17 protein-coding genes are annotated in these 19,757 nt (G+C 70.8%); 7 read left to right on the top strand and 10 right to left on the bottom strand.

What is annotated here, in order from left to right:
- The first annotated feature begins 73 nt into the window (after positions 1-73).
- The gene (gene sigK / locus ABD108_RS07600; RefSeq protein ID WP_220657822.1) at positions 74-643 is read left to right on the top strand and encodes an ECF RNA polymerase sigma factor SigK; all 570 of its coding nucleotides are present in this window, start codon (positions 74-76) and stop codon (positions 641-643) included.
- The gene (locus ABD108_RS07595) at positions 640-1,401 is read left to right on the top strand and encodes an anti-sigma factor (protein WP_343929946.1); all 762 of its coding nucleotides are present in this window, start codon (positions 640-642) and stop codon (positions 1,399-1,401) included. The genes sigK and ABD108_RS07595 overlap by 4 nt, the downstream gene beginning before the upstream one ends.
- 16 nt (positions 1,402-1,417) lie before the next feature.
- On the opposite strand, the gene ABD108_RS07590 is transcribed toward ABD108_RS07595, so the two are convergent.
- Complete coding sequence (locus ABD108_RS07590; RefSeq protein ID WP_343929945.1) at positions 1,418-2,251, bottom strand: SAM-dependent methyltransferase; 834 nt, start codon at positions 2,249-2,251, stop codon at positions 1,418-1,420.
- 50 nt (positions 2,252-2,301) lie between these two features.
- Here ABD108_RS07590 and ABD108_RS07585 point away from each other — a divergent pair, with 50 nt between their 5' ends.
- Positions 2,302-3,633, top strand: a complete 1,332-nt coding sequence (locus tag ABD108_RS07585; protein WP_305111161.1) for a sensor domain-containing diguanylate cyclase — start codon at positions 2,302-2,304, stop codon at positions 3,631-3,633.
- Here the strand turns inward: ABD108_RS07585 and ABD108_RS07580 are convergent.
- The 8 genes from ABD108_RS07580 to ABD108_RS07545 form a co-directional block, all read right to left on the bottom strand.
- The gene (locus tag ABD108_RS07580) at positions 3,603-4,970 is read right to left on the bottom strand and encodes an amino acid permease (protein ID WP_343929944.1); all 1,368 of its coding nucleotides are present in this window, start codon (positions 4,968-4,970) and stop codon (positions 3,603-3,605) included. The two genes, ABD108_RS07585 and ABD108_RS07580, sit on opposite strands and share 31 nt — an antisense overlap.
- Positions 4,967-6,193 carry a kynureninase gene (locus tag ABD108_RS07575; protein WP_343929943.1) on the bottom strand — a complete coding sequence of 409 codons (1,227 nt, stop codon included), beginning with the start codon at positions 6,191-6,193 and terminating at the stop codon, positions 4,967-4,969. Before ABD108_RS07575 ends, ABD108_RS07580 begins: the two co-directional genes overlap by 4 nt.
- Positions 6,190-6,996 (bottom strand): amidohydrolase family protein, encoded by an 807-nt coding sequence (locus ABD108_RS07570; RefSeq protein ID WP_220657816.1) that lies wholly within the window; start codon positions 6,994-6,996, stop codon positions 6,190-6,192. The genes ABD108_RS07575 and ABD108_RS07570 overlap by 4 nt, the downstream gene beginning before the upstream one ends.
- On the bottom strand, positions 6,989-7,783 hold the full coding sequence (locus tag ABD108_RS07565; protein ID WP_220658569.1) for a tryptophan 2,3-dioxygenase: 795 nt from the start codon (positions 7,781-7,783) through the stop codon (positions 6,989-6,991). Before ABD108_RS07565 ends, ABD108_RS07570 begins: the two co-directional genes overlap by 8 nt.
- Before the next feature lie 154 nt (positions 7,784-7,937).
- Positions 7,938-10,205, bottom strand: a complete 2,268-nt coding sequence (gene purL / locus ABD108_RS07560; RefSeq protein ID WP_343929942.1) for a phosphoribosylformylglycinamidine synthase subunit PurL — start codon at positions 10,203-10,205, stop codon at positions 7,938-7,940.
- A 9-nt stretch (positions 10,206-10,214) separates the two neighbouring features.
- Positions 10,215-12,095: an adenylyl-sulfate kinase gene (cysC, locus tag ABD108_RS07555; protein WP_343929941.1), complete on the bottom strand. Its 1,881-nt coding sequence runs from the start codon at positions 12,093-12,095 to the stop codon at positions 10,215-10,217.
- On the bottom strand, positions 12,095-13,024 hold the full coding sequence (gene cysD / locus ABD108_RS07550; protein ID WP_220657813.1) for a sulfate adenylyltransferase subunit CysD: 930 nt from the start codon (positions 13,022-13,024) through the stop codon (positions 12,095-12,097). The genes cysC and cysD overlap by 1 nt, the downstream gene beginning before the upstream one ends.
- Before the next feature lie 80 nt (positions 13,025-13,104).
- On the bottom strand, positions 13,105-14,496 hold the full coding sequence (locus tag ABD108_RS07545) for a cation:dicarboxylate symporter family transporter (RefSeq protein ID WP_220657812.1): 1,392 nt from the start codon (positions 14,494-14,496) through the stop codon (positions 13,105-13,107).
- 111 nt (positions 14,497-14,607) lie between these two features.
- Here ABD108_RS07545 and ABD108_RS07540 point away from each other — a divergent pair, with 111 nt between their 5' ends.
- Both ABD108_RS07540 and ABD108_RS07535 read left to right on the top strand, forming a co-directional pair.
- Positions 14,608-16,179 carry a sensor histidine kinase gene (locus ABD108_RS07540; RefSeq protein ID WP_343929940.1) on the top strand — a complete coding sequence of 524 codons (1,572 nt, stop codon included), beginning with the start codon at positions 14,608-14,610 and terminating at the stop codon, positions 16,177-16,179.
- Positions 16,176-16,862: a response regulator gene (locus tag ABD108_RS07535; protein ID WP_343929939.1), complete on the top strand. Its 687-nt coding sequence runs from the start codon at positions 16,176-16,178 to the stop codon at positions 16,860-16,862. The genes ABD108_RS07540 and ABD108_RS07535 overlap by 4 nt, the downstream gene beginning before the upstream one ends.
- Here ABD108_RS07535 and ABD108_RS07530 read toward each other — a convergent pair.
- A complete protein-coding gene (locus ABD108_RS07530; protein WP_220657810.1) occupies positions 16,847-17,731 on the bottom strand; it encodes an IclR family transcriptional regulator in 885 nt (294 codons plus the stop codon). The two genes, ABD108_RS07535 and ABD108_RS07530, sit on opposite strands and share 16 nt — an antisense overlap.
- 88 nt (positions 17,732-17,819) lie before the next feature.
- On the opposite strand from ABD108_RS07530, the gene ABD108_RS07525 reads away from it, so the two are divergent.
- On the top strand, positions 17,820-18,977 hold the full coding sequence (locus tag ABD108_RS07525) for a hypothetical protein (protein WP_343929938.1): 1,158 nt from the start codon (positions 17,820-17,822) through the stop codon (positions 18,975-18,977).
- Positions 18,977-19,753 (top strand): SDR family oxidoreductase, encoded by a 777-nt coding sequence (locus tag ABD108_RS07520; RefSeq protein WP_305111169.1) that lies wholly within the window; start codon positions 18,977-18,979, stop codon positions 19,751-19,753. Before ABD108_RS07525 ends, ABD108_RS07520 begins: the two co-directional genes overlap by 1 nt.
- Positions 19,754-19,757 lie beyond the last annotated feature (4 nt).

The following is a 19,757-nucleotide window of genomic DNA, read 5'->3' as shown; positions in this document are numbered from 1 at the left end:
CCGGTTCCGCACCGTCCGGGTGCTGCCGCCGCCCGGGCCCGGTACCCTTCGGTGCAACGAAGGAGGGGCATCGATGGCCCGTGCTCGATCCGATGCGGATGCGCTGCTGCCCCGCGTGGCCGGCGGCGACGTCGGCGCCTTCCGCGATCTCTACGACCGGACCGCGCACCTGGTCTTCGGGACCGCCGTCCGGGTGATCGGAGATCGCGGCTACGGCGAGGAGATCACCCAGGAGGTGTACCTGGAGGCCTGGCACAAGGCGTCGGATTTCGATCCGGACCGCGGCTCCGCGCAGGCCTGGCTGGTGACCATCGCGCACCGTCGGGCCGTGGACCGGGTGCGGGCTGAACGCGCCCGCGGCGACCGGGAGAACACCTTCGCCACCGACGCCTACCAGCGCCCGCACGACACGGTCTCCGAGGCGGCGGAGCGCAACGAGGACGCGACGGCGGTGGTCGACTGCCTCGACACCCTCAGTTCCCCGCAACGCGATGCGTTGACGCTGGCGTACTACGGCGGGCACACCTACCGCGAGGTGGCCGAGCAGTTGGACGCTCCCCTGCCCACCATCAAGACCCGCATCCGCGACGGCATCGCCCGACTGCGACGGTGCCTCGGCCCGCTGGCGGGTGATCCGACGTGAACGCCACCCCACCTCTTCCCCCGGACGAATTGCTGGACCTCGCCGAGCCCTACGCCCTCTACGCCTTGGAGGCGGACGAGATCCGCCGCGTGGAGGCCTCCCTCGATGCGACCGAGGCCGACACCCGCAGGCATTTCGACGGCCGGGTCCGCGACGTCCGCGAGACCATGGCCGCGCAGGCCGAGACCTTCGCCGAGCAGCCCGCCCCGGGCACCTTCGATCGCATTCTCGGCGGTCTCGTCGGCGAGTCCGGCGCCACACCGCTGCGTGCCCCGTCCACACCGGCGCGCGGCGCTCGCTCGCGGCGCCGGATGCAGGCGCTGGTCGCGGCGGCCATGGTGATCGTCGCCGTCGCCGTCGGCGTGCTCGTCGGCCGCGGCATCGGCACCGATTCCGCCCCGGGCGCACCGGACTCGAGTGCGGTGCTCGCCGCGCCGGACGCGCGGACCACTCAGGCGCGGGTCGGGAATGCCACGATCTCGCTGGTGTACTCGCGGGAGAAGAACGCGGGTGTGGTGCTCATGAACGACGTCCCGCCTCCGAAGGACGGCACCGTCTACCAGATGTGGCTGATGGATCCGGGCGGCGGCGCACGCTCGCGCGGCACGATGACGCAGCAGGACGTCCGGCCCACCACGACGGCTGCGGTGCCGGGGCTCGACGGTGCCACCACGTTCGGCATCTCGATCGAGGCGCCCGGCGGCGCGACGACACCGTCCGACCAGATCGTGGCGACGTTGGACATCGCCGGATCCTGACCGCGTCGGACCGGGGCTAGGGCACCCGGCTCACGCACACGTAGCCGTGGCCGCACCGCAGCTGCTCCGGCGACGGCGGCAGTTCCGGCCGCCACAGCGGGTGCCGGACGAAGCCCGGCTCCACCGGCTCGGTGCCCGCCAACAGGTCCCGTCCCTGCTGCGGCGTGTACGTGTACAGCCGGTCCGCCGTCGCCGCGTACTGCTCGCGCACCCAGTCGATCTCGCTGGCCACCTCGGCATCGGTGAAATCCTCGGTGATCACCAGGATCGCGACGTGACTCCCCGGGGCGAGCACCCGCAGGTAGCGCTGGATCATCTCCTGCGCCTCGTCCGGGGGAATGAACAGCAGTACTCCCACCAGGATCAGCCCCACGGGCCGCGAGAGGTCGAGTAGCCCCTGCGTGGTGGGATGTGCCAGTACGGATTCCGGATCACGAAGGTCGAGATTGATGACGGCCGCCGCCTCGTGGCCCTCCAGCAGGTACCGCGCGGTCTGGAAGGTGACGAGCTCCTTCTCGACGTACACCACGCGGGCGCCGGGATGGATGCCGCGCGCCACGTCGTGCACGTTGCCGCCGGTGGGGATCCCGGAGCCCAGGTCGAGGAACTGATCGATACCGGCGTTCGCCATGAGCTGCACCACGCGACGCACGTAGGAACGGTTCAGCCGGGCACCGATCGCCCAGTGCGGTGCGCGGCGCTCGATCTCGCGTCCCACGGCACGGTCGGCGATGGAGTAGCTGGTGCCGCCGAGGAAGTAGTCGTACAACCGGGCCGCGGTGGGGCGTTCGACGCCGAACATCCGCGGTCCGTACGGCGATCGGTCGGTGATCGGCTCGGGCTCTGTCATGATGAAGGCAAGTTAACCCACGGCGTCCGCGTGCGCCAGGAGGAGCCGGGATGTCGGAGTCTGTGCCACCGCTCAGCGGCCTGGTGCGGCGTGAGCGCATCGCCGAACACCTCGCGGACGAGTTCATCAGCGCCGTGGTCGATCACGTGTACCTGCCGATCGCGGCGTCGGCGTACCGGGCCGCTCTCACGGAGGGATTCGAGCGGGTGCTCGACGCGGTGGAGGCGGAGGAGTTCGTCCCCGATGCGGGGCGCGAGCTCGGCGAGCTGTTGGTGTCCCTGCAGGTCACCAAGCCGGTGGGCGCCACGGCATGTGCGCGGATCGTCGCAGCCATCCCCGATGTGCTCTCGCCCGAGCCCTCGGACCGGTCGCGGCGCCGCGCGGCGCTGCTCATCGCGGAATTCACCGGTGGCTACACCGCGGCGCTCACGGACAAGATCTTCGAGGGGCAGGCCCTGGTCTACGGGGCCGCAGAGCTCGCCCGCCGGTCGGCTGAGGAGGGCGCGCGCCAGGCGCAGGCCAGGACCCGAATCATGTTCGAGCACGCCCGCTCCCCCGTCTTCATCGCCGACGAGGACGGCCGGGTCCTGGAGGCGAGCCCGATGATGGCGACGATGATGGAGTCGAACCGCGCGCTGCTCGGTCCGGAGGGCGACGATGTGCGCCGCCTCCTCGCCGACGATCCTCGGGAGGTGGCGCACACGCTGGAGGAATTGGCCGCACTCGACGACGAGTCGGTGACGCGTTTCCTGGAGCACCGCACCCTGGTGAGCGGTGGCGACATCAGCGTCGGCCGGTGGGCGCTGAGTCGGGTGCGCTCCCACGACGACCGTCCCGCACTCATCGTGGGAGTGGGCCACGACGTCACCGAGCTGCGAGTGATGCACGCGCGGCTCGATCATCTGGCCCATCACGATCCGCTCACCGGGATCCCGAACCGGCGCAGCCTGGAGTCCGCCGTCGCCAAGGCCACCCGCACCGGTCCGGTGGGGTTCTGCCTGATCGACCTGGACGGTTTCAAGGCCATCAACGACAGGCTGGGGCACGCCACGGGCGATCAGCTCCTCATCGCCGCCACGCAGCGACTGCAGGCGGCGCTCGCCGGGAAGGGCGCGCTCTACCGGGTGGGCGGCGACGAGTTCGCGGTCCTGGTGCTCTCACCGTTCGAGCCGCACGACGCTGTCGGCGTGGTGCAGCGCGCCCTCGCGCGGCCACTGGAGGTGCAGGTGCCGGGTCCACGCGGCGACGACATCACGGTGCCGGTGCGCGTGGGCGCCAGTATCGGCATCACGACCTCCGCGCCGCAGCGCAGCACCGTCGAATCCCTCATCGCGGCGGCCGATCCCGGGCTCTATCGCTCCAAGGACGCGCGCCGCTCCTGATCGCCGGCCGCCGGGCGGCGGGCCATCACGGTGCCGATCGCGAACAGCACCAGCACGAGCACGGTGGTGCTGATGATCTGTCCGCGGGTCGCCTCCACCGTGAGCCCGAGCAGCAGGATCGCGAGCACCGCGAACAACGTCGCGTACGACAGGTAGGGGAACAGCCACATCTTCAGCGGCAGCGGCGTTCCGTCCCGGTCGGCGCGGCGGCGCAGCACGATCTCCGAGGCGATGGTGGCCAGCCAGGTCACGATCAGGGTGCTGCCCACGAGGCTCAGCAGGTTGTCCAGGACCGCCGCCCCCCAGAAGTAGGTGGCGGGCACGGCGAGGAAGCCGGGGATCACGGTGCAGATCACGCCGATCACCGGCACGGCGCGCCCGTCGAGGCGGCTCACGCTCCGGGGTGCCATGCCGCGTTCACTGAGCGAGAAGATCATCCGCGAGGCGCCGTACAGGTTCGCGTTGAGCGAGGACAGCAGGGCCACCACGATGACGGCGCCCAGCATGGACGCCACGGCAGGCATCCCGGCCGCGTTGAGCACAGCGGTGAACGGGCCCTCCGCGACGGCGGGATCGTTGAACGGCAGCGCGATCACGATCACCGTCACGGTGCCCACGTAGAAGATCAGGATGCGCCAGACGATGGCGCGGATCGCTTGGGTCACACTGCGTTCCGGGTCGGCGGTCTCGGCGGCCGCGACGGCCACCAATTCGATGCCGCCGAAGGCGAAGGCCACCAGCAGCAGCGCCGCGATCACGCCCTGCCAGCCGGTGGGCATGAGCTCGGCCAGGTTCTCCAGGCCGGGCGACGGTGCGCTGGTCCAGCCGAGCAGGAAGGCGGTGCCCAGGATCAGGAAGAGCACGACGAAGGCGATCTTGATGAGCGAGAACCAGAATTCGAACTCGCCGAACTTACCGACGCCGGCCAGGTTGATCACGGTGAAGGTCACCATGAACACCAGCGCCCACACCCACGGCGGTGGGCCGCCGATCAGGCCGTGCAGGATGGCGGCCGCCGCGACCGCCTCGGCGGCCACCACCAGCGCCTCCTGCACCCACCACAGCCAACCCACCGCGAACCCGGCGCCGGGCCCCAGAGCGCGACCGGCGTAGTGGGAGAAGGCACCCGGGTTGGGGTCGGCGGCCACCATCTCCCCGAGCATCCGCATCGTGAGCACCACGATGGTGCCGGCGATGAGGTAGGCGACGAGCACGGCGGGGCCGGCCGCGGCGACGGCTTTACCGGAGCCCACGAACAGGCCGGCACCGATGGCGGCGCCGAGGCTCATCATCACGAGGTGGCGCGGGCGCATGCCCTTGTGCAGACCGGATGTCATCGGAGTTCCTCCCGGATGGCGATGACGGCGTCGAGGGCCTCACCGTAGCTGGTGGACAGGGGCGAGAGGCCCAGGCGGATGCCGTCCGGGTTGCGGAAGTCGGGCACGATGTCCCGCTCCCACAGCCGGGCGGTCACCGCGCGGAAACCGGGATGCGCCACGGTCACGTGCCCGCCGCGGCGTTCGTCGTCGCGGGGAGACACCACGCGCACACCGAGATCGGCGAGCAGCGCATCCGCGGCCTCGATCACGAAGCGGCCGAGGGTGATCGACTTCGCCCGGATCGCGGCGATGCCCACCTCCTCGATCAGACCGAGCGCGGCCATGAGCGGCACCATCGCGAGGATCGGGGGTGTGCCGGAGAGGAATCGGCGCATCCCCTCGGCGGGCCGGTAACCCTGCGCCATACCGAAGGCGTCGGCATGCCCCATCCAGCCCTGGATGGGCTGGGTCAGCGCGGCCTGGTGCCGCGCGGCCACGTAACCGAAGGCGGGCGCGCCGGGTCCGCCGCAGAGGAACTTGTAGGTGCAGCCCACCGCGAGATCCACATCGGCGGCATCGAGGCGCACGTCGAGGACACCGGCCGAGTGGCACAGGTCCCACAGCACCAACGCGCCGTGCTCGTGCGCGAGGGCGGTCAGGCCCTCCAGATCCGCGATGTAGCCGGACTTGTAGGAAACGTGGCTCAGTAGCACCACGGCGACATCGGATCCCAGTACGGCGGCCAGCTCATCCGCCGTGACACCCGCGGCGGGGTCCGGGTCGATCCAGCGCAGTTCGACACCCGTCTCGGCGGCGACGCCCTCGGCGAGATACCGATCGGTGGGGAAGTTCTCCCGGTCCAGCACCACGACGCGACGGTCCGCGGGGGCCGCGGCGAGGGCGGCGCGCAGCAGCTTGTACAGGATCACCGAGGTCGAATCGGCCACCATGGTCTGGCCGGCGGCGGCACCGAGGACCGCTGCAGCGAGCCGGTCCCCGAGCGTCAGCGGGAGATCGAACCAGCCGTCGTCCCAGCTGCGGATGAGCCCGGTCCCCCACTCGCCCGGCACGAACCGGGCGAGCGCATCGGCGGCGGCGCGCACGGGGCGGCCGAGCGAATTGCCGTCGAGATAGGCGCGGATCTCACCGTCGAACTCGCCGCGGCAGTGTGCCAGTGGATCGTGTGCATCGAGGTCGGCCGCGCGGGCGCGCAGCGCCGCCGCGGGGTCGGCGTCGGTCATCGGGCCTCCTGGGGGTCGCGGAACACTGGTAGGGCTTCGAGTGCGGCGCGCAGGCCCGGCGGCGCCGCCGTCGCGGAGACGGCGCGGCGGATGTCGTCGCGTCCGAGTCCCGCTTCGGCCAACAGGTCGAGCTCGCGCCGGTTGACGCCGGGCGGCAACGGCCCGTTGCCGAGGTCGGTGCCGTAGAGCACCTGCGCGCCCGCCTCGGCGAGAACCCGGAGATTACTGATCGCCGCCGCGGATTCCGCTGTGCGGGTGCCCCATCCGTGGATGTCCAGGGTACTGATCACGTACGGGAAGGCCTGTGCGAGCGCGGTGTCGAGGGCCTCGTCGAAGGGGGTGTGGGCGAGCACGTCCACACCCGCGTCCGCCGCCGTCCCCACGGTGCCGCCCTCGCAGTGGGCCACCACCTCGCGGCCCGCGGCATGCGCGGCGGCGACGATCGCGGTCAGCACCGCGGGCCCGGGCACCGGCCCGGCGGCGGCGTTGAGCGCCACCTTGATCACGGCGCTGCCGGATGCCATCTGTTCCGCGACGGCCTCCGCACCGTCGGCGGCGGAGCGCACCTCGCGCCAGCTCCCCGGCGCGGCCCATGCGCGGTCGCTCGGGTATCCGCCCGGGACCGTGAGGAACCGGCCCGCGTACACCCGGTCGGGGCGCCGCGGACCGTCCGGCCCACCGAGGTCGACGGCGGCGGCGACACCGGCGAGGTCGGCGCCGCCGAGCAGCATCTCGTGGATGTGGAAGTCCACGATCGGCAGGTCCAACCAGTCGGGCGCGCAGGCGGTCTCGCCGTCAGGCATCCCGGACCTCGGTGCGCACCGCGTACAGCTCCGGGAAGAAGGTGAGATCGAGTGCCTTCTTGAGGAATCCGACGCCGGACGATCCGCCGGTGCCGTGTTTGAAGCCGATGGTGCGCTGCACGGTACGCAGGTGCCGGAACCGCCAGAACTGGAAGTTGTCCTCCAGATCCACGAGCTCCTCCAGCGCCTCGTAGACGTCCCAGTTCTCCTCGACGTTCTCGTAGACATCACGGAGCACCGTGACCAGGTCCGCGTTGAACTCCCAGGGTTGGGAGACGTCACGATCCAGGATCTCCTGCGGGATGGGCATTCCGCGCCGCGCGAGGTAGCGCAGGAACTCGTCGTACACACTGGGTTCCACCAGCAGCTCCGAGAGCAACGCGTGCCCCTCCGGATCGGCCTCGTGGATCGCGAGCATGCCCTCGTGCTTGTTGCCGAGCAGGAACTCCACGGCACGGTAGTTCACCGATTGGAAGCCCGAGGAATTCGCGAGGGCCCCACGGAACTGGGCGTATTCGGTGGGGGTGAGTGTCGCCAGCACCGACCACTGCTGGGTCAGGGTCTCCTGGATGTGCTTGACCCGCGCCAGCCGCTTCATCGCGACGTCCAGCCGGTCCTGTTTGAGCTGTTCGGTGACATCGCGCAGCTCGTGCACGGTCAGGTGCAGCCACAGCTCCGAGGTCTGGTGCTGGATGATGAACAGCAGCTCGTCGTGATGCGGCGGATCGCTGCGCGGGTGCTGCGCGGAGAACAGCGTGTCCAGGTCGAGGTACGAGCCGTAGCTCATCCGATCACTGAAGTCCCGGACGATGCCGTCTTCGATCTCCCGCAAATGTCACCCCTCTCGATCACCGTCCGCACACCTCAATGTGCGAAATTGTGACCGTCGTCACATCAGTTCTCCGACGGTAGCACCGGAGTGCGACGGCACCCCGTCGCGATCAGGAGAACAGCGCGGGCAGCGTGCCCTCGTGGGTGGCGCGCAGCTCGGCGAGCGGCACGGAGAACCGGCCCTGCACCTCGACGGCGTCGCTCCCCTGATCCACCACGCCGATCCGCGCCGCGGGCAGACCGCGGGCGGAGCACATCGCGGCGAACCGGGTCTCCTCGGTGCGCGGCACGGCCACCAGAACGCGGCCCGCCGACTCCGACAACAGCTGCACGAAAGCGTCCGAACCCTCGGGCAGGATCAGCCGGCAGCCGGTCTCCCCCGCGAGCGCGCCCTCGACGACCGCCTGCCACAGGCCGCCCTCGGAGAGGTCGTGCGCGGCGGAGACGAGGCCGTCGCGCGAGGCGGCGGTGAGCACATCGGCCAGCAGCTTCTCGCGCTGCAGGTCCACCTTCGGCGGCACGCCGCCGAGGTGGTCGTGCTCGACCTGCGCCCAGATGGAGCCGTCGAACTCGTCGTGGGTGTCGCCCAGCAGGTAGAGCGTCTCGCCGGGTTCGGTGCCCAGGCCCGTGGGGATGCGACGGCGCACATCGTCGATCACGCCGAGCACGCCCACCACGGGGGTCGGCAGGATCGCGGTGGAGCCGGTCTGGTTGTAGAAGCTCACGTTGCCGCCGGTCACCGGGATGCCGAGTTCGACGCAGGCGTCGGCGATGCCGTGCACGGCCTGCTGGAACTGCCACATCACACCCGGGTCCTCGGGCGAGCCGAAGTTGAGGCAGTCGGTGACGGCCTTCGGGGTGGCACCGGTGACGGCCACGTTGCGGTAGGCCTCGGCGAGCGCGAGCTGTCCGCCGGTGTACGGATCGAGGTAGGTGTACCGGCCCGAGGCATCGGTCGAGAGCGCGATGCCCCGCTGCGTCGACTCGTCGATGCGCAGCACGCCGCCGTCCGCGTTCTCGGCGAGCACGGTGTTGCCGCGCACGTAGCGGTCGTACTGCTCGGTGATGAACTTGCGCGAGCACAGCGCCGGCGAGGCCAGCATCTTCAGGGCGGTGGCGCGCAGCTCGTCGTCGGACGCCGGGCGGCGCAGGCCCGCCGTGGTGTCGGCGATGAGCGCGTCCATGAACGCGGGCCGCTGCACGGGGCGCTCGTAGACGGGGCCGTCGTGGGCGATGGTGCGGGCCGGGGCGTCGACCACGGTCTCGCCGTTCCAGGTGATCACCAGGTGCGGGCCGTCGGTGACCTCGCCGATCACGGTGGCCAGCACGTCCCACTTGGCGCACACGGCCATGAACTCGTCGACGTTCTCCGGCGTCACCACGGCGCACATGCGCTCCTGCGACTCCGAGGAGAGCACCTCGGCCGGGGTCATGCCGGTGGCGCGGGTGGGCACCTTCTCCAGGTCGATGTGCATGCCACCCGAGCCGGCCGCGGCCAGCTCCGAGGTGGCGCAGCTCAGGCCGGCACCGCCGAGGTCCTGGATGCCCACCACCAGCTTCTCGCGGTACAGATCGAGACAGCACTCGATGAGCACCTTCTCGGTGAACGGATCGCCCACCTGCACGGCCGGCAGCTTCTTGGGCTTGCTGCCCTCCTCGAAGGTCTCCGAGGCGAGCACGGAGACGCCGCCGATGCCGTCGAGGCCGGTGCGGGCGCCGAACAGGATGATCTTGTTGCCCTGGCCCGAGGCGAAGGCCAGGTGCAGGTCCTCGGTGCGCAGCACGCCGGCACAGAGAGCGTTGACCAGCGGATTGCCCGCGTACGAGGCATCGAAGACGGTCTCGCCGCCCACGTTGGGCAGGCCGAGCGAGTTACCGTACCCGCCCACGCCGCGCACCACACCGTCGAGCACGCGGCGGGTGTCGGGGGCATCGGCCGGGCCGAACCGCAGCTGGTCCATCACGGCGATCGGGCGCGCACCCATGGCCATGATGTCGCGGACGATGCCGCCCACGCCGGTGGCGGCGCCCTGGTAGGGCTCCACGTACGACGGGTGGTTGTGCGACTCCACCTTGAAGGTGACGGCCCAGCCGTCGCCCACGTCCACCACGCCGGCGTTCTCGCCGATGCCCGCGAGCATGGTGGAGCGCATCTCGTCGGTCGTGGTCTCGCCGAAGTAGCGCAGATGCACCTTGGAGCTCTTGTAGGAGCAGTGCTCGGACCACATCACCGAGTACATGGCGAGCTCGGCATCGGTGGGGCGGCGGCCCAGGATCTCGCGGATCCGCTGGTACTCGTCGTCCTTGAGGCCGAGCTCCCGGTAGGGCTGGTCGACGTCGGGCGTGGAGGCGGCTTCAGAGACCGTGTCTACGTGCACCCACCCAGTTTAGAGGCCGCCCGCGGCGGCGTTGACCGCGAGCCACCGCGCCACCACGAGCCGTGCCTGCGCGGCCGGTTCGCCGTCGGAGGGACGGAGCACCAGTTCGGGCTCCACCGGCGCCTCGTAGGGTGCGCTGACGCCGGTGAAATCGGGCACCTCACCCGCCCGCGCCCGGGCGTACATGCCCTTGGGGTCGCGCCGTTCGCACTGCTCGATGGGGGTGTCCACGTACACCTCGCAGAAGGGCAGTCCCGCGGCCTCGTGCTCGCGCCGGATCCGCTCGCGGTCGGCGCGGTAGGGGCTGATCAGGGCCGCGACCGCCACCGTCCCGGCATCGGCGAGGAGCTGCGCCACGGCGCCCACCCGGCGCACGTTCTCCGCCCGGTCCGCGGCGCTGAAGCCGAGATCCGAGTTGAGGCCGTGGCGCAGGTTGTCGCCGTCCAACCGGTAGGCCGGGATGCCGCGGGCCACCAGGAGGCGTTCGACCTCCGCCGCGACCGTGGACTTGCCCGACGCCGAGAGCCCGGTGAGCCACAGCGTGCCGCCACGGGTGGCACGCTCGGAGCGGTCGAGGGCGGCGCCGTGCCACACCACGGCGGAGTTCTTCAGGGTGGGCCCCGAGATCATGCCCGCCGCGACCGTCTCGTTGGTCTGCGGGTGCACGAGCACGAAGCTACCGGTCGTGCGGTTGCGCCGGTACGGATCGAACAGGATGGGACGCCGTGCGGCCAATTGCACCCGTCCGATGTCATTGAGCTGCAGATTCGTCGCAGATCTGTCGCGATGGAGCGTGGTGGTGTCCAGCCGGTAGTCCACCTCCTCGACGCGCACCAGTTCCGACGAGTTGGCGTGCAGCATCCGGTATTCGGCGCCCTGCGCCAGCTCGGCGGTGTCCGAGAACCAGCACACCATGGTGTCGAGGTCGGCGGCGGACTGCGGCCGGTTCGCCGGGCGGCAGAGCATGTCGCCGCGGCCGATGTCGAGCTGATCCGCCAGGCGCACACACACCGCCTCCCCGGCCGTGAGCTCCTTCGCCGGAGTGCCGCCGGGCCGGTACAGCTCGGTCACGGTCGTCGAGAAGCCGGACGGTAGGGCCACCACCTCGTCGCCCACGGCGAACGATCCGGAGGCGACGGTGCCGGCCACGCCGCGGAAGTCGTGCAGCGCCCGCGGATCGGTCCCGGGAGCGGCGGCGCCCTGCGGCCGGATCACGTACTGGATCGGCAGCCGGGCGTCGATGAGGTTCCGGTCGCTCACCACGTGCACGTTCTCCAGGTGGTAGAGCAGCGAGGGACCGTCGTACCAGGGCATGTTCGGCGAGCGTTCGGTGATGTTGTCGCCGAGCAGCGCGGAAACGGGGATCGACTCCACATCGTGCACCTCGAGCTTGGCGGCGAATTCGGTGAACTCGGCGCGGATCTGATCGAACCGCTCCTGCGCGAAGCCGACCAGGTCCATCTTGTTGATGCACAGCACCACGTGCTGCACACCGAGCAGCGAGGTGAGGAAGGTGTGCCGGCGCGACTGCGCGGTGAGCCCGTGCCGCGCGTCCACGAGGATCAGCGCCACATCGGCGGTCGATGCCCCGGTCACCATGTTCCGGGTGTACTGCTCGTGCCCCGGGGTATCGGCGACGATGAACTTCCGTGCGGGCGTGGCGAAGTATCGGTGCGCCACGTCGATGGTGATGCCCTGCTCACGCTCGGCCCGCAGCCCGTCGGTGAGCAGCGCGAGGTCGACGCCCGCCTCGCCGCGCGCCCGGGTGGTCGCGGCGACCGCCGCGAGCTGGTCCTCGAAGACCGCCTTCGATTCGTAGAGCAGCCGTCCGATCAGGGTCGACTTGCCGTCGTCCACACTGCCCGCGGTCGCGATCCGCACCATCTCCATCAGAAGTAGCCCTCCTTCTTGCGGTCTTCCATCCCGGCCTCGGAGATCCGGTCGTCGGCGCGGGTGGCGCCGCGCTCGGTGATCCGGGTCGCGGCCACCTCGGCGACCACGGCCTCGGCGTCGGTGGCGTCGGATTCGACTGCGCCCGTGCAGGTCGCATCGCCGACGGTGCGGAAGCGCACCGTCCGGACCGCGGGCGTCTCGCCGGGCTCGGGCTGCACCAGCGGGCCCACCGACAGCAGCATGCCGTCGCGTTCGATCACTTCGCGCTCGTGCGCGTAGTACAGCGCCGGCAGGTCCACCCGCTCAGCGGCGATGTACTGCCAGATGTCGAGCTCGGTCCAGTTGGACAGGGGGAAGACGCGGATGTGCTCGCCGCGTGCGTGCAGGCCGTTGAAGATGTTCCACAGTTCGGGGCGCTGCGCGCGGGGGTCCCACTGCCCGAACCGATCCCGGAAGCTGAAGATGCGCTCCTTGGCGCGGGCCTTGTCCTCGTCCCGGCGGGCGCCGCCGAAGGCCGCGTCGAAGCGGTGCTCGGCGATGCTGCGCAGCAGCGTGGCGGTCTGCAGCCGGTTGCGGGTGGCGCCCGGTCCGGTCTGCTCGACCACGGCGCCGGAGTCGATGTCGTCCTGCACGCTGCCGATCTCGAGGCGCACGCCCATCCGGGCGGCGAGATCGTCGCGGAAGGCCAGCACCTCGTCGAAGTTGTGGCCGGTGTCGATGTGCAGCACCGGGAACGGGATCGCGGCGGGCCAGAAGGCCTTGGCCGCGAGGTGCAGCATGACCACCGAATCCTTACCGCCCGAGAACAGCAGCACGGGACGCTCGAAGGAGGCGGCGACCTCTCGGAAGATGTACACCGCCTCCGCTTCGAGCTCGGCCAGATGGGCCGGCACCGTCGTGGGGGCCGGGGCGACGGGAGCGCTCATCACTCTCTCCAATGGTTCATATTTGTACCGCATCGGTCCATTTCTGATACCTGGAGATTAGAACGCGTTCTCGTCGCCTGTCAACGGGCCTGCGCCACCTCCGCGCCGCCGCCCGACGGTGCGCCCTCGGCCGCGGGCAGATCGTGGTCGTCGACCATGGTCTCCTCGTCGAAGGGCGCGCGGCCGTCCAGCACCTCCACCGTGCGATCACGGTCGATGGTCTTGGTCCAGGTGCCGATCAGCAGCGTCGCGATGGCGTTGCCGGAGAAGTTGGTGAGCGCGCGGGCCTCGGACATGAACCGGTCGATGCCCACGATCACCGGCACACCGTCGAGCAGGTCGGGGCGGTGGGTCTGCAGGCCACCGGCCAGCGTGGCCAGCCCGGCGCCGGTGACGCCCGCGGCGCCCTTCGAAGCGATCATCATGAACAGCAGCAGCGAGAACTGCTGCCCGATCGAGAACGGGGCGCCCATGGCGTCGGCGATGAACAGCGAGGCCATGGTCAGGTAGATCGCGGTGCCGTCGAGGTTGAAGGAGTAGCCGGTGGGCACCACGATCCCCACCGTCGACTTCTCGACGCCGGCGTGCTCCATCTTGGCGATCAGGCGCGGCAGCGCGGACTCGCTGGAGCTGGTGGCCACGATCAGCAGGTACTCCCGTGCCAGGTAGCGGGCGAGCTTGAACACGGACAGGTTCGCCACGAAGCGCAGCAGCAGGCCCAGGATCACGAAGACGAACACCAAGCAGGTGGCGTAGAAGGCCACCATCAGCCAGGCGAGTTGCTTGACCGCCTCGAATCCGGTGGCACCCACCACCGCCGCGATGGCCCCGAAGGCGCCGACCGGCGCCAGCCACAGGATCATCACCAGCACCCGGAAGACCAGCTTCTGCACCATCGCGACGCCGCGCAGGATCGGCTCACCGGCGCCACCCATGGCCTGCAGGGCGAAGCCCACGAGCAAGGCGACCAGCAGGGCCTGCAGCACGCTGCCCGAGGTCAGCGAGGAGAACAGGGTGTCCGGGACGATGCCGCGGATGAAGTCCCAGGTGCCGCCCGCCTCGTGCGCCTGATCGGCGTACTTGGCGCCGCCGCCCGCCTCGGCGGGCAGGTTCAGACCGGTGCCGGGCTTGAGCAGGTTGCCGACGACGAGGCCGATGCCGAGCGCGAAGGTCGACATCACCACGAAGTAGGCCATCGCCAGCCCGCCGATCTTGCCGACCGATGCCGCCGCGCGCACCGAGCCGATGCCCAGCACGATGGTGCAGAAGATCACCGGCGCGATCATCATCTTGATCAGGTCGACGAAGATGTCGCCGAGCGGCTTGAGCCCCTTGCCGAATTCGGGGAACAGCATGCCGACCGCCACACCGGCGATCACCGCGACGATCACGGCCAGGTACAGGTAGTGCGTCTTGTCCTTCTTGCGGCGCACCGGCCCGCCGGAAGTATCGTTGTCCGTTGCTGCCGTCATGGCGATCTCCTTCGTCGTGCTTGACGAGTTCTGATCGTGCGGCACACTGTGACTTGGAACACTCTTGTGTTCATTGTGTGCACGAAACCGGTGCATCGATCGGGACGGGTGGTGACGGCGCGCGTGGACTCACGACGGTCGCCGTCGCTCGCCACCCAGGTGTTCCTGGCGCAGGTCGCGCTGCTGATCACGGTGGCCGTTCTGGTGACGGCGCTGGTGGTGTGGGACGACCGCGGCGAGCGCGACCGGGCGGCGGAGCAGCAGACCACGGCGGTGGCGGTCTCGGTCGCCACGTCACCCGATACGGCCCGCGCGATCGCCTCCCCCGACCCGACGGCCGCGCTGCAGGACCGCACCTCGGCGCTGGCCCGCCGGCTGGGCGTGGACTTCATCGTGGTGATGGCGCCCGATCGCACCCGCTACACGCACGCCGATCCGTCCCGGATCGGGGAACCCTTCTCGGGCAACATCGACCGGGCGCTCGCCGGGGAGACCTTCACCGAGACCTACACCGGCACGCTGGGACCGTCGATCCGCGCCGTGACCCCCGTCTACGACGGGACCGGACGGCTCGTCGGGCTGGTCTCGGCGGGCGTCACGCGGGCCCGGCTCAGCGATCAGCTCGCCGCCACCCTGCCGGGCGTGCTGCTGGTGTCCGCGCTCGCCCTGGCCGTCGCGATCGCGGCCTCCTGGTTGATCGAGCGTCGTGTGCGGCGGCAGACCCTCGGGCTGGCACCGGCCGATCTGCGGGAGCTGTACGAGCACCACGACGCGGTGCTGCACACCCTCACCGAGGGCGTGATCGTCTTCGACGACACCGCCCCCGGCGGCCCCGCCGCCGTGGTCAACGACGAGGCCCGCCGCCTGCTGGACCTGCCCGACGGGGCCGTGCGCACCACCGACCTCCCCGAATCCCTGCGCGGCGACACCGATCTCACCGACGAGCTGCACGTGACCGCCGACCGGGTGCTGCTGGTGAACCGTCGACCGGTCTCGGGACCGACGGGGCGGGTCGGCGTGGTGACCACCGTGCGCGACCGCACCGAGCTGCAGGACGTACTGGGCGAACTCGATTCGGTGCGGTCCTTCGCCGATGCGCTCAGTGCGCAGGCGCACGAGAACGCCAACCGGCTGCACGCCGTGGTCACGATGATCGAACTGGGCCGCGGCGATGCGGCCGTGGAGGTGGCCACGGCCGATCTGGCCGCCTCGCAGGGGCTGGTCGACCGGCTCGCCACCGCGGCCGAACCGGCGGTCACCGCCCTCTTGGTGGGCAAGACCGCCGAGGCGGCGGCAGCGGGTGTGGAACTGACGGTGGCGGAGGGCTCCGAGCTCAACGGCGGCCCGGTGGACGCCTCCGAGATGCTCACACTGCTGGGCAATCTCATCGACAACGCGATCGACGCCGCGGGCCCCGACGGCTGGGTCGAGGTATCGAGCGGTGCGACGGGCCCGGAGTGGACGCTGGCGGTGGCGGACAGCGGACCGGGGATGGATCCGGGCGAGTTCGAACGCGCTCGGGCACGGGGCTACTCCACCAAGGATGCGACGGGGCGGGTGCAGGGCCGCGGGCTCGGCCTCGCCCTGGTCGACCGCCTGGTCGGAAGGTACGGCGGGACCATCACCGCCGCTGTGCATCCCGCGACCATCGAGGTACGACTGCCGATCGAGGGGGCACGATGACACTACGGGTACTGATCGTCGAGGACGAGCTGCGGATCGCCCAGGCACACGCGGAGTACGTCTCGCGGATCGAGGGATTCGCGGTGGTGGGCTCGGCCGCTACGGCCACCGACGGGCTGCGTGCCGCCGCTCGCGCCGCGGCTGCGGGAAACCCGGTCGACCTGGTCTTGGCCGATGTCGGGCTGCCCGACCGGAGCGGTCTCGACATGGCGCGCGAACTGGCCACGATGTCCCCGCGCCCGGACGTCATCATGGTCACCTCCGCACGCGATATCGAGACGGTGCGCGCGGCCGTGGCCCGCGGCGCGATGCTGTACCTGATCAAGCCCTTCACGTTCGCGGCCTTCGCCGCGAAGCTGGAGCGCTACCGCGAGTTCCGCCGCACCCTCGGCGCGGGCGATGCGGACCAGCGCGATGTCGATGCAGCACTGGCCGCGCTGCGCGACCCGGCCCCGGCACCGTCGACCCCGAAGGGCATGGCGCCGTCCACCCTGGCCCTGATCACCGCCGCGGTGCGCGACGCCGGTCAGCCGATCGGGGCGGGCGAGGTGGCGAGCCGGACCGGTATCTCCCGCGTCACCGCGTGGCGCTACCTGGAGCGGCTCGCCGACGACCGGGTGGTCGAGCGCGTCACCGATTACGGCGGACGCGGGCGGCCCGAGGTGCGCTACCGCTGGCTCTGATCGCCGCCGATCCGGGCCGAGATCCGGTCCGCCGCGGCCACCAGGGCCGCGGCCCGTTCGGCGATGCCGGCCTCGTCGAGATCGGCGCTGACGTACAGGCTGGCCACCATCGCCTGCGCACCCTCGCCGTCGTAGACGGGGGCCGAGATCACGCTCACGGTGTGCGCGCCCGCCTCGTTCTCGCCGCGCAGGTACACCCGGTCGCCGATCCCCGCCACCACCTCGCCGAGCACGGCGCGCAGCTCGGCGGGGATGTCGCCGGGCACGCCGGCCATCAGCCGGTACAGCTGCTGCCCGGCGGGGGTGAGCAGCTCCACCAGGTAGCCGTCGGCGCGGCAGGCCTCGATCACGCGGGGCAGCCGGTCGCCGTCGGTACGGGCCACATCGCGGGACAGCCACTCCTCGAGCCGCCCGGTGCGGTCCCAGAGCACGTACATCAGGCCGATGGGCGGGGTGAACGGGTAGCTGTCGCCCACCCGGACCATCGCCGGGCGGTCGGGGTCGACGGCCACGTCCAGCACCGTGACCCGGTCGCCGACCACACCCGACAGCGAGACCGGATGGCCGAATCGCGACCACAGCCCGGCCAGGATGTCGCCGCCCGCGGGGTCGGCGCGCAGGGACTTGCGGGCGGCCCGCCCGAGCGGGATCAGCGCCGGCCCCAGGCGGTAGCTCTTGTCCCGCTCGTCGCGAATCAGGTAGCCCGAATCCACCAGGGTGGTAACGATTCCCAGGCACGTGGGCTTGCTGAGGCCGACGCGGCGGGACAGTTCGGACAGGCCGAACCGCTCGGTCTCGTGCCGTGCCAGGAATTCCAGCACGGCCACCACCCGCTCGGCCGGCGGCGAGGTCCTGCCGGTTTCCGTCATTGCTTGACACCCTTCGCTCCGTGGGCCTACGGTTTTGGAACAAGTTCTACCATATTGGTCCATATTTGAACCACTTCCCGAGGTGTGAATGTACTCCCAGCCGCTCACCGAGGCGATCTCCGAGGCCGAGGGCCTCGTGGCCGCCGCCCCGCACATCGAGACCGAGGCCGACCTCCTGGAGGGGATGCAGTACCTCGCCCAGGGCATCGCGGCCTGCGTGCACGGCGCCTTCCACTTCGACAAGGACCATCCGTTCCTGCTCAGCGGCACGGGGCCGTTCACGAAGATGGGGCTCGACAACCCCGACACCCTGTACTTCGGCGCCCGGGTGGACGGCGCCCACGAGTACGTGGTCACCGGCCGCCGCGGCAGCACCTGCGATGTGAGTTTCCAGGTGCTCGGCGGTGGCGAGTACACCGACGACAACGTGCCCGCCAGTGCGGTGGCCTTCGACGACCGCGAGCTCACCGTGGACGCCGACGGCCGGTTCGAGGTGCGCTTCGGTCCGGGCGAGCCCGGCCCGGACTACTACCGGCTACCACCGGGTAAGGCGCAGTTGGTGATCCGGGAGGTGTACGACGACTGGTCGGCGCAGCGCGGCAGCTTCGCCATCGCGCGGGTGGACACCGCCGGCACCGCCCCGGCGCCCCTCACGGACGAGCTGATCCGCAAGCGGTACGTCGCGGCCGGCAAGCAGTTGGTGAACCGCGTGAAGACCTGGCTGCAGTTCCCCAAGTGGTTCTACGATCCGCTGCCGGTGAACACGCTGACCGCGCCGCGGCTCACGCCCGGCGGCCTGGCCACCCAGTTCAGCTCGGTGGGCCACTACGACCTGGCCGACGATCAGGCCCTGATCATCACCGTGCCGCGCGGCGACGCACCGTATCTCGGCTTCCAGCTGGGCAGCCTGTGGTACATCTCGCTCGACTACATCAACCACCAGACCTCACTCAACGGCAGTCAGGCCCAGGTGGATCCGGACGGAAACATCCGGATCGTGGTCTCGGAGAACGACCCCGGCGTCGCCAACTGGATCGAGACGCTGGGCCACCGCCGCGGCTACCTCCAATTCCGCTGGCAACGCACGTGCGGCCCGGTCACAGACGGTCCCACCGCGCAGGTGGTCCCGCTGGACGAGGTCGCCGGGCACCTGCCCTTCCACGCGCGGAACGCGATCGACGGGGCCGGGTGGCGCGCGCGGATCGCGGAGCGGCAGCGGCTCATCGGCGAGCGGATGGTGGGCTGATGTCCGGGCTGGGACTACAGGACGCCGTGGTCGTGATCGCCGGCGCCGGACCGGCACTCGGCACCACGCTGGGCCGCCGATTCGCCGCCGAGGGCGCCACCGTGGTGCTCGCCGCCCGCACGGCCGAACGGCTGGAGGCCACCGCCGCGCAGATCGACGGTGCCGTCGCGATCACCGCCGACATCACCGACGAGGCCTCCCTCGCCGCCCTCGCCGCGCAGGTGCAGGAGCGGTTCGGACGCACCGACGCCCTGATCAACAACGCCTTCACCTATCCCGCGATGCAGCGCCTGGTGAAGACCGATCCGGCGCACATCCTGGAGAGCGTGAACCTGATGGCGCTGGGCGCCCTGCGCACCGTGCTCGCCTTCCGCGAGGCGCTCGCCGCGTCGAAGGGCGCGGTGGTGAACGTGAACTCCATGGTGATCCGCCACTCCGACCTGCGCTACGGCGGCTACAAGGCCGGCAAGACCGCGCAGCTGGCCCTGGCCCAGTCGCTGGCCACCGAGCTGGGCCCGCAGGGCATCCGGATCAATTCCGTGGTGCCCGGCTGGATCTGGGGCGACACCCTGCGCGCCTACTTCGACTACCGCGCCGCGCAGGACGGCGGCCCCACCCGCGATGACCAGTACGCCGAGGCCGCCGCCGGCTCCGACCTGAAACGACTGCCCACCGAGGACGAGGTGGCCTCGGCCGTGCTCTTCCTCGCCTCACCCGCCGCCTCCGGCATCACCGGCCAGACGCTCGACGTCAACTGCGGCGAATACCACGTCTGAAGGA

Origin of the sequence: Tsukamurella strandjordii (genome assembly GCF_039525985.1) — a bacterium.
Lineage (GTDB): Bacteria > Actinomycetota > Actinomycetes > Mycobacteriales > Mycobacteriaceae > Tsukamurella > Tsukamurella strandjordii.
Note: the sequence above shows the minus strand (reverse complement) of the source record. Positions and strands in the feature narration are given on the sequence as shown.

Excerpts from the sequence above, each read along its gene's own strand:
- ABD108_RS07535 (WP_343929939.1), top strand. The coding sequence starts at position 16,176 with ATGACACTACGGGTACTGATCGTCGAGGACGAGCTGCGGATCGCCCAG.
- sigK (WP_220657822.1), top strand. The coding sequence starts at position 74 with ATGGCCCGTGCTCGATCCGATGCGGATGCGCTGCTGCCCCGCGTGGCC.
- cysC (WP_343929941.1), bottom strand. The coding sequence starts at position 12,095 with ATGGAGATGGTGCGGATCGCGACCGCGGGCAGTGTGGACGACGGCAAG.
- ABD108_RS07590 (WP_343929945.1), bottom strand. The coding sequence starts at position 2,251 with ATGACAGAGCCCGAGCCGATCACCGACCGATCGCCGTACGGACCGCGG.
- ABD108_RS07585 (WP_305111161.1), top strand. The coding sequence starts at position 2,302 with ATGTCGGAGTCTGTGCCACCGCTCAGCGGCCTGGTGCGGCGTGAGCGC.
- ABD108_RS07545 (WP_220657812.1), bottom strand. The coding sequence starts at position 14,496 with ATGACGGCAGCAACGGACAACGATACTTCCGGCGGGCCGGTGCGCCGC.
- ABD108_RS07570 (WP_220657816.1), bottom strand. The coding sequence starts at position 6,996 with ATGCCTGACGGCGAGACCGCCTGCGCGCCCGACTGGTTGGACCTGCCG.
- cysD (WP_220657813.1), bottom strand. The coding sequence starts at position 13,024 with ATGAGCGCTCCCGTCGCCCCGGCCCCCACGACGGTGCCGGCCCATCTG.
- ABD108_RS07580 (WP_343929944.1), bottom strand. The coding sequence starts at position 4,970 with ATGACATCCGGTCTGCACAAGGGCATGCGCCCGCGCCACCTCGTGATG.
- ABD108_RS07525 (WP_343929938.1), top strand. The coding sequence starts at position 17,820 with ATGTACTCCCAGCCGCTCACCGAGGCGATCTCCGAGGCCGAGGGCCTC.
- ABD108_RS07565 (WP_220658569.1), bottom strand. The coding sequence starts at position 7,783 with ATGAGCTACGGCTCGTACCTCGACCTGGACACGCTGTTCTCCGCGCAG.
- ABD108_RS07530 (WP_220657810.1), bottom strand. The coding sequence starts at position 17,731 with ATGACGGAAACCGGCAGGACCTCGCCGCCGGCCGAGCGGGTGGTGGCC.
- ABD108_RS07575 (WP_343929943.1), bottom strand. The coding sequence starts at position 6,193 with ATGACCGACGCCGACCCCGCGGCGGCGCTGCGCGCCCGCGCGGCCGAC.
- ABD108_RS07520 (WP_305111169.1), top strand. The coding sequence starts at position 18,977 with ATGTCCGGGCTGGGACTACAGGACGCCGTGGTCGTGATCGCCGGCGCC.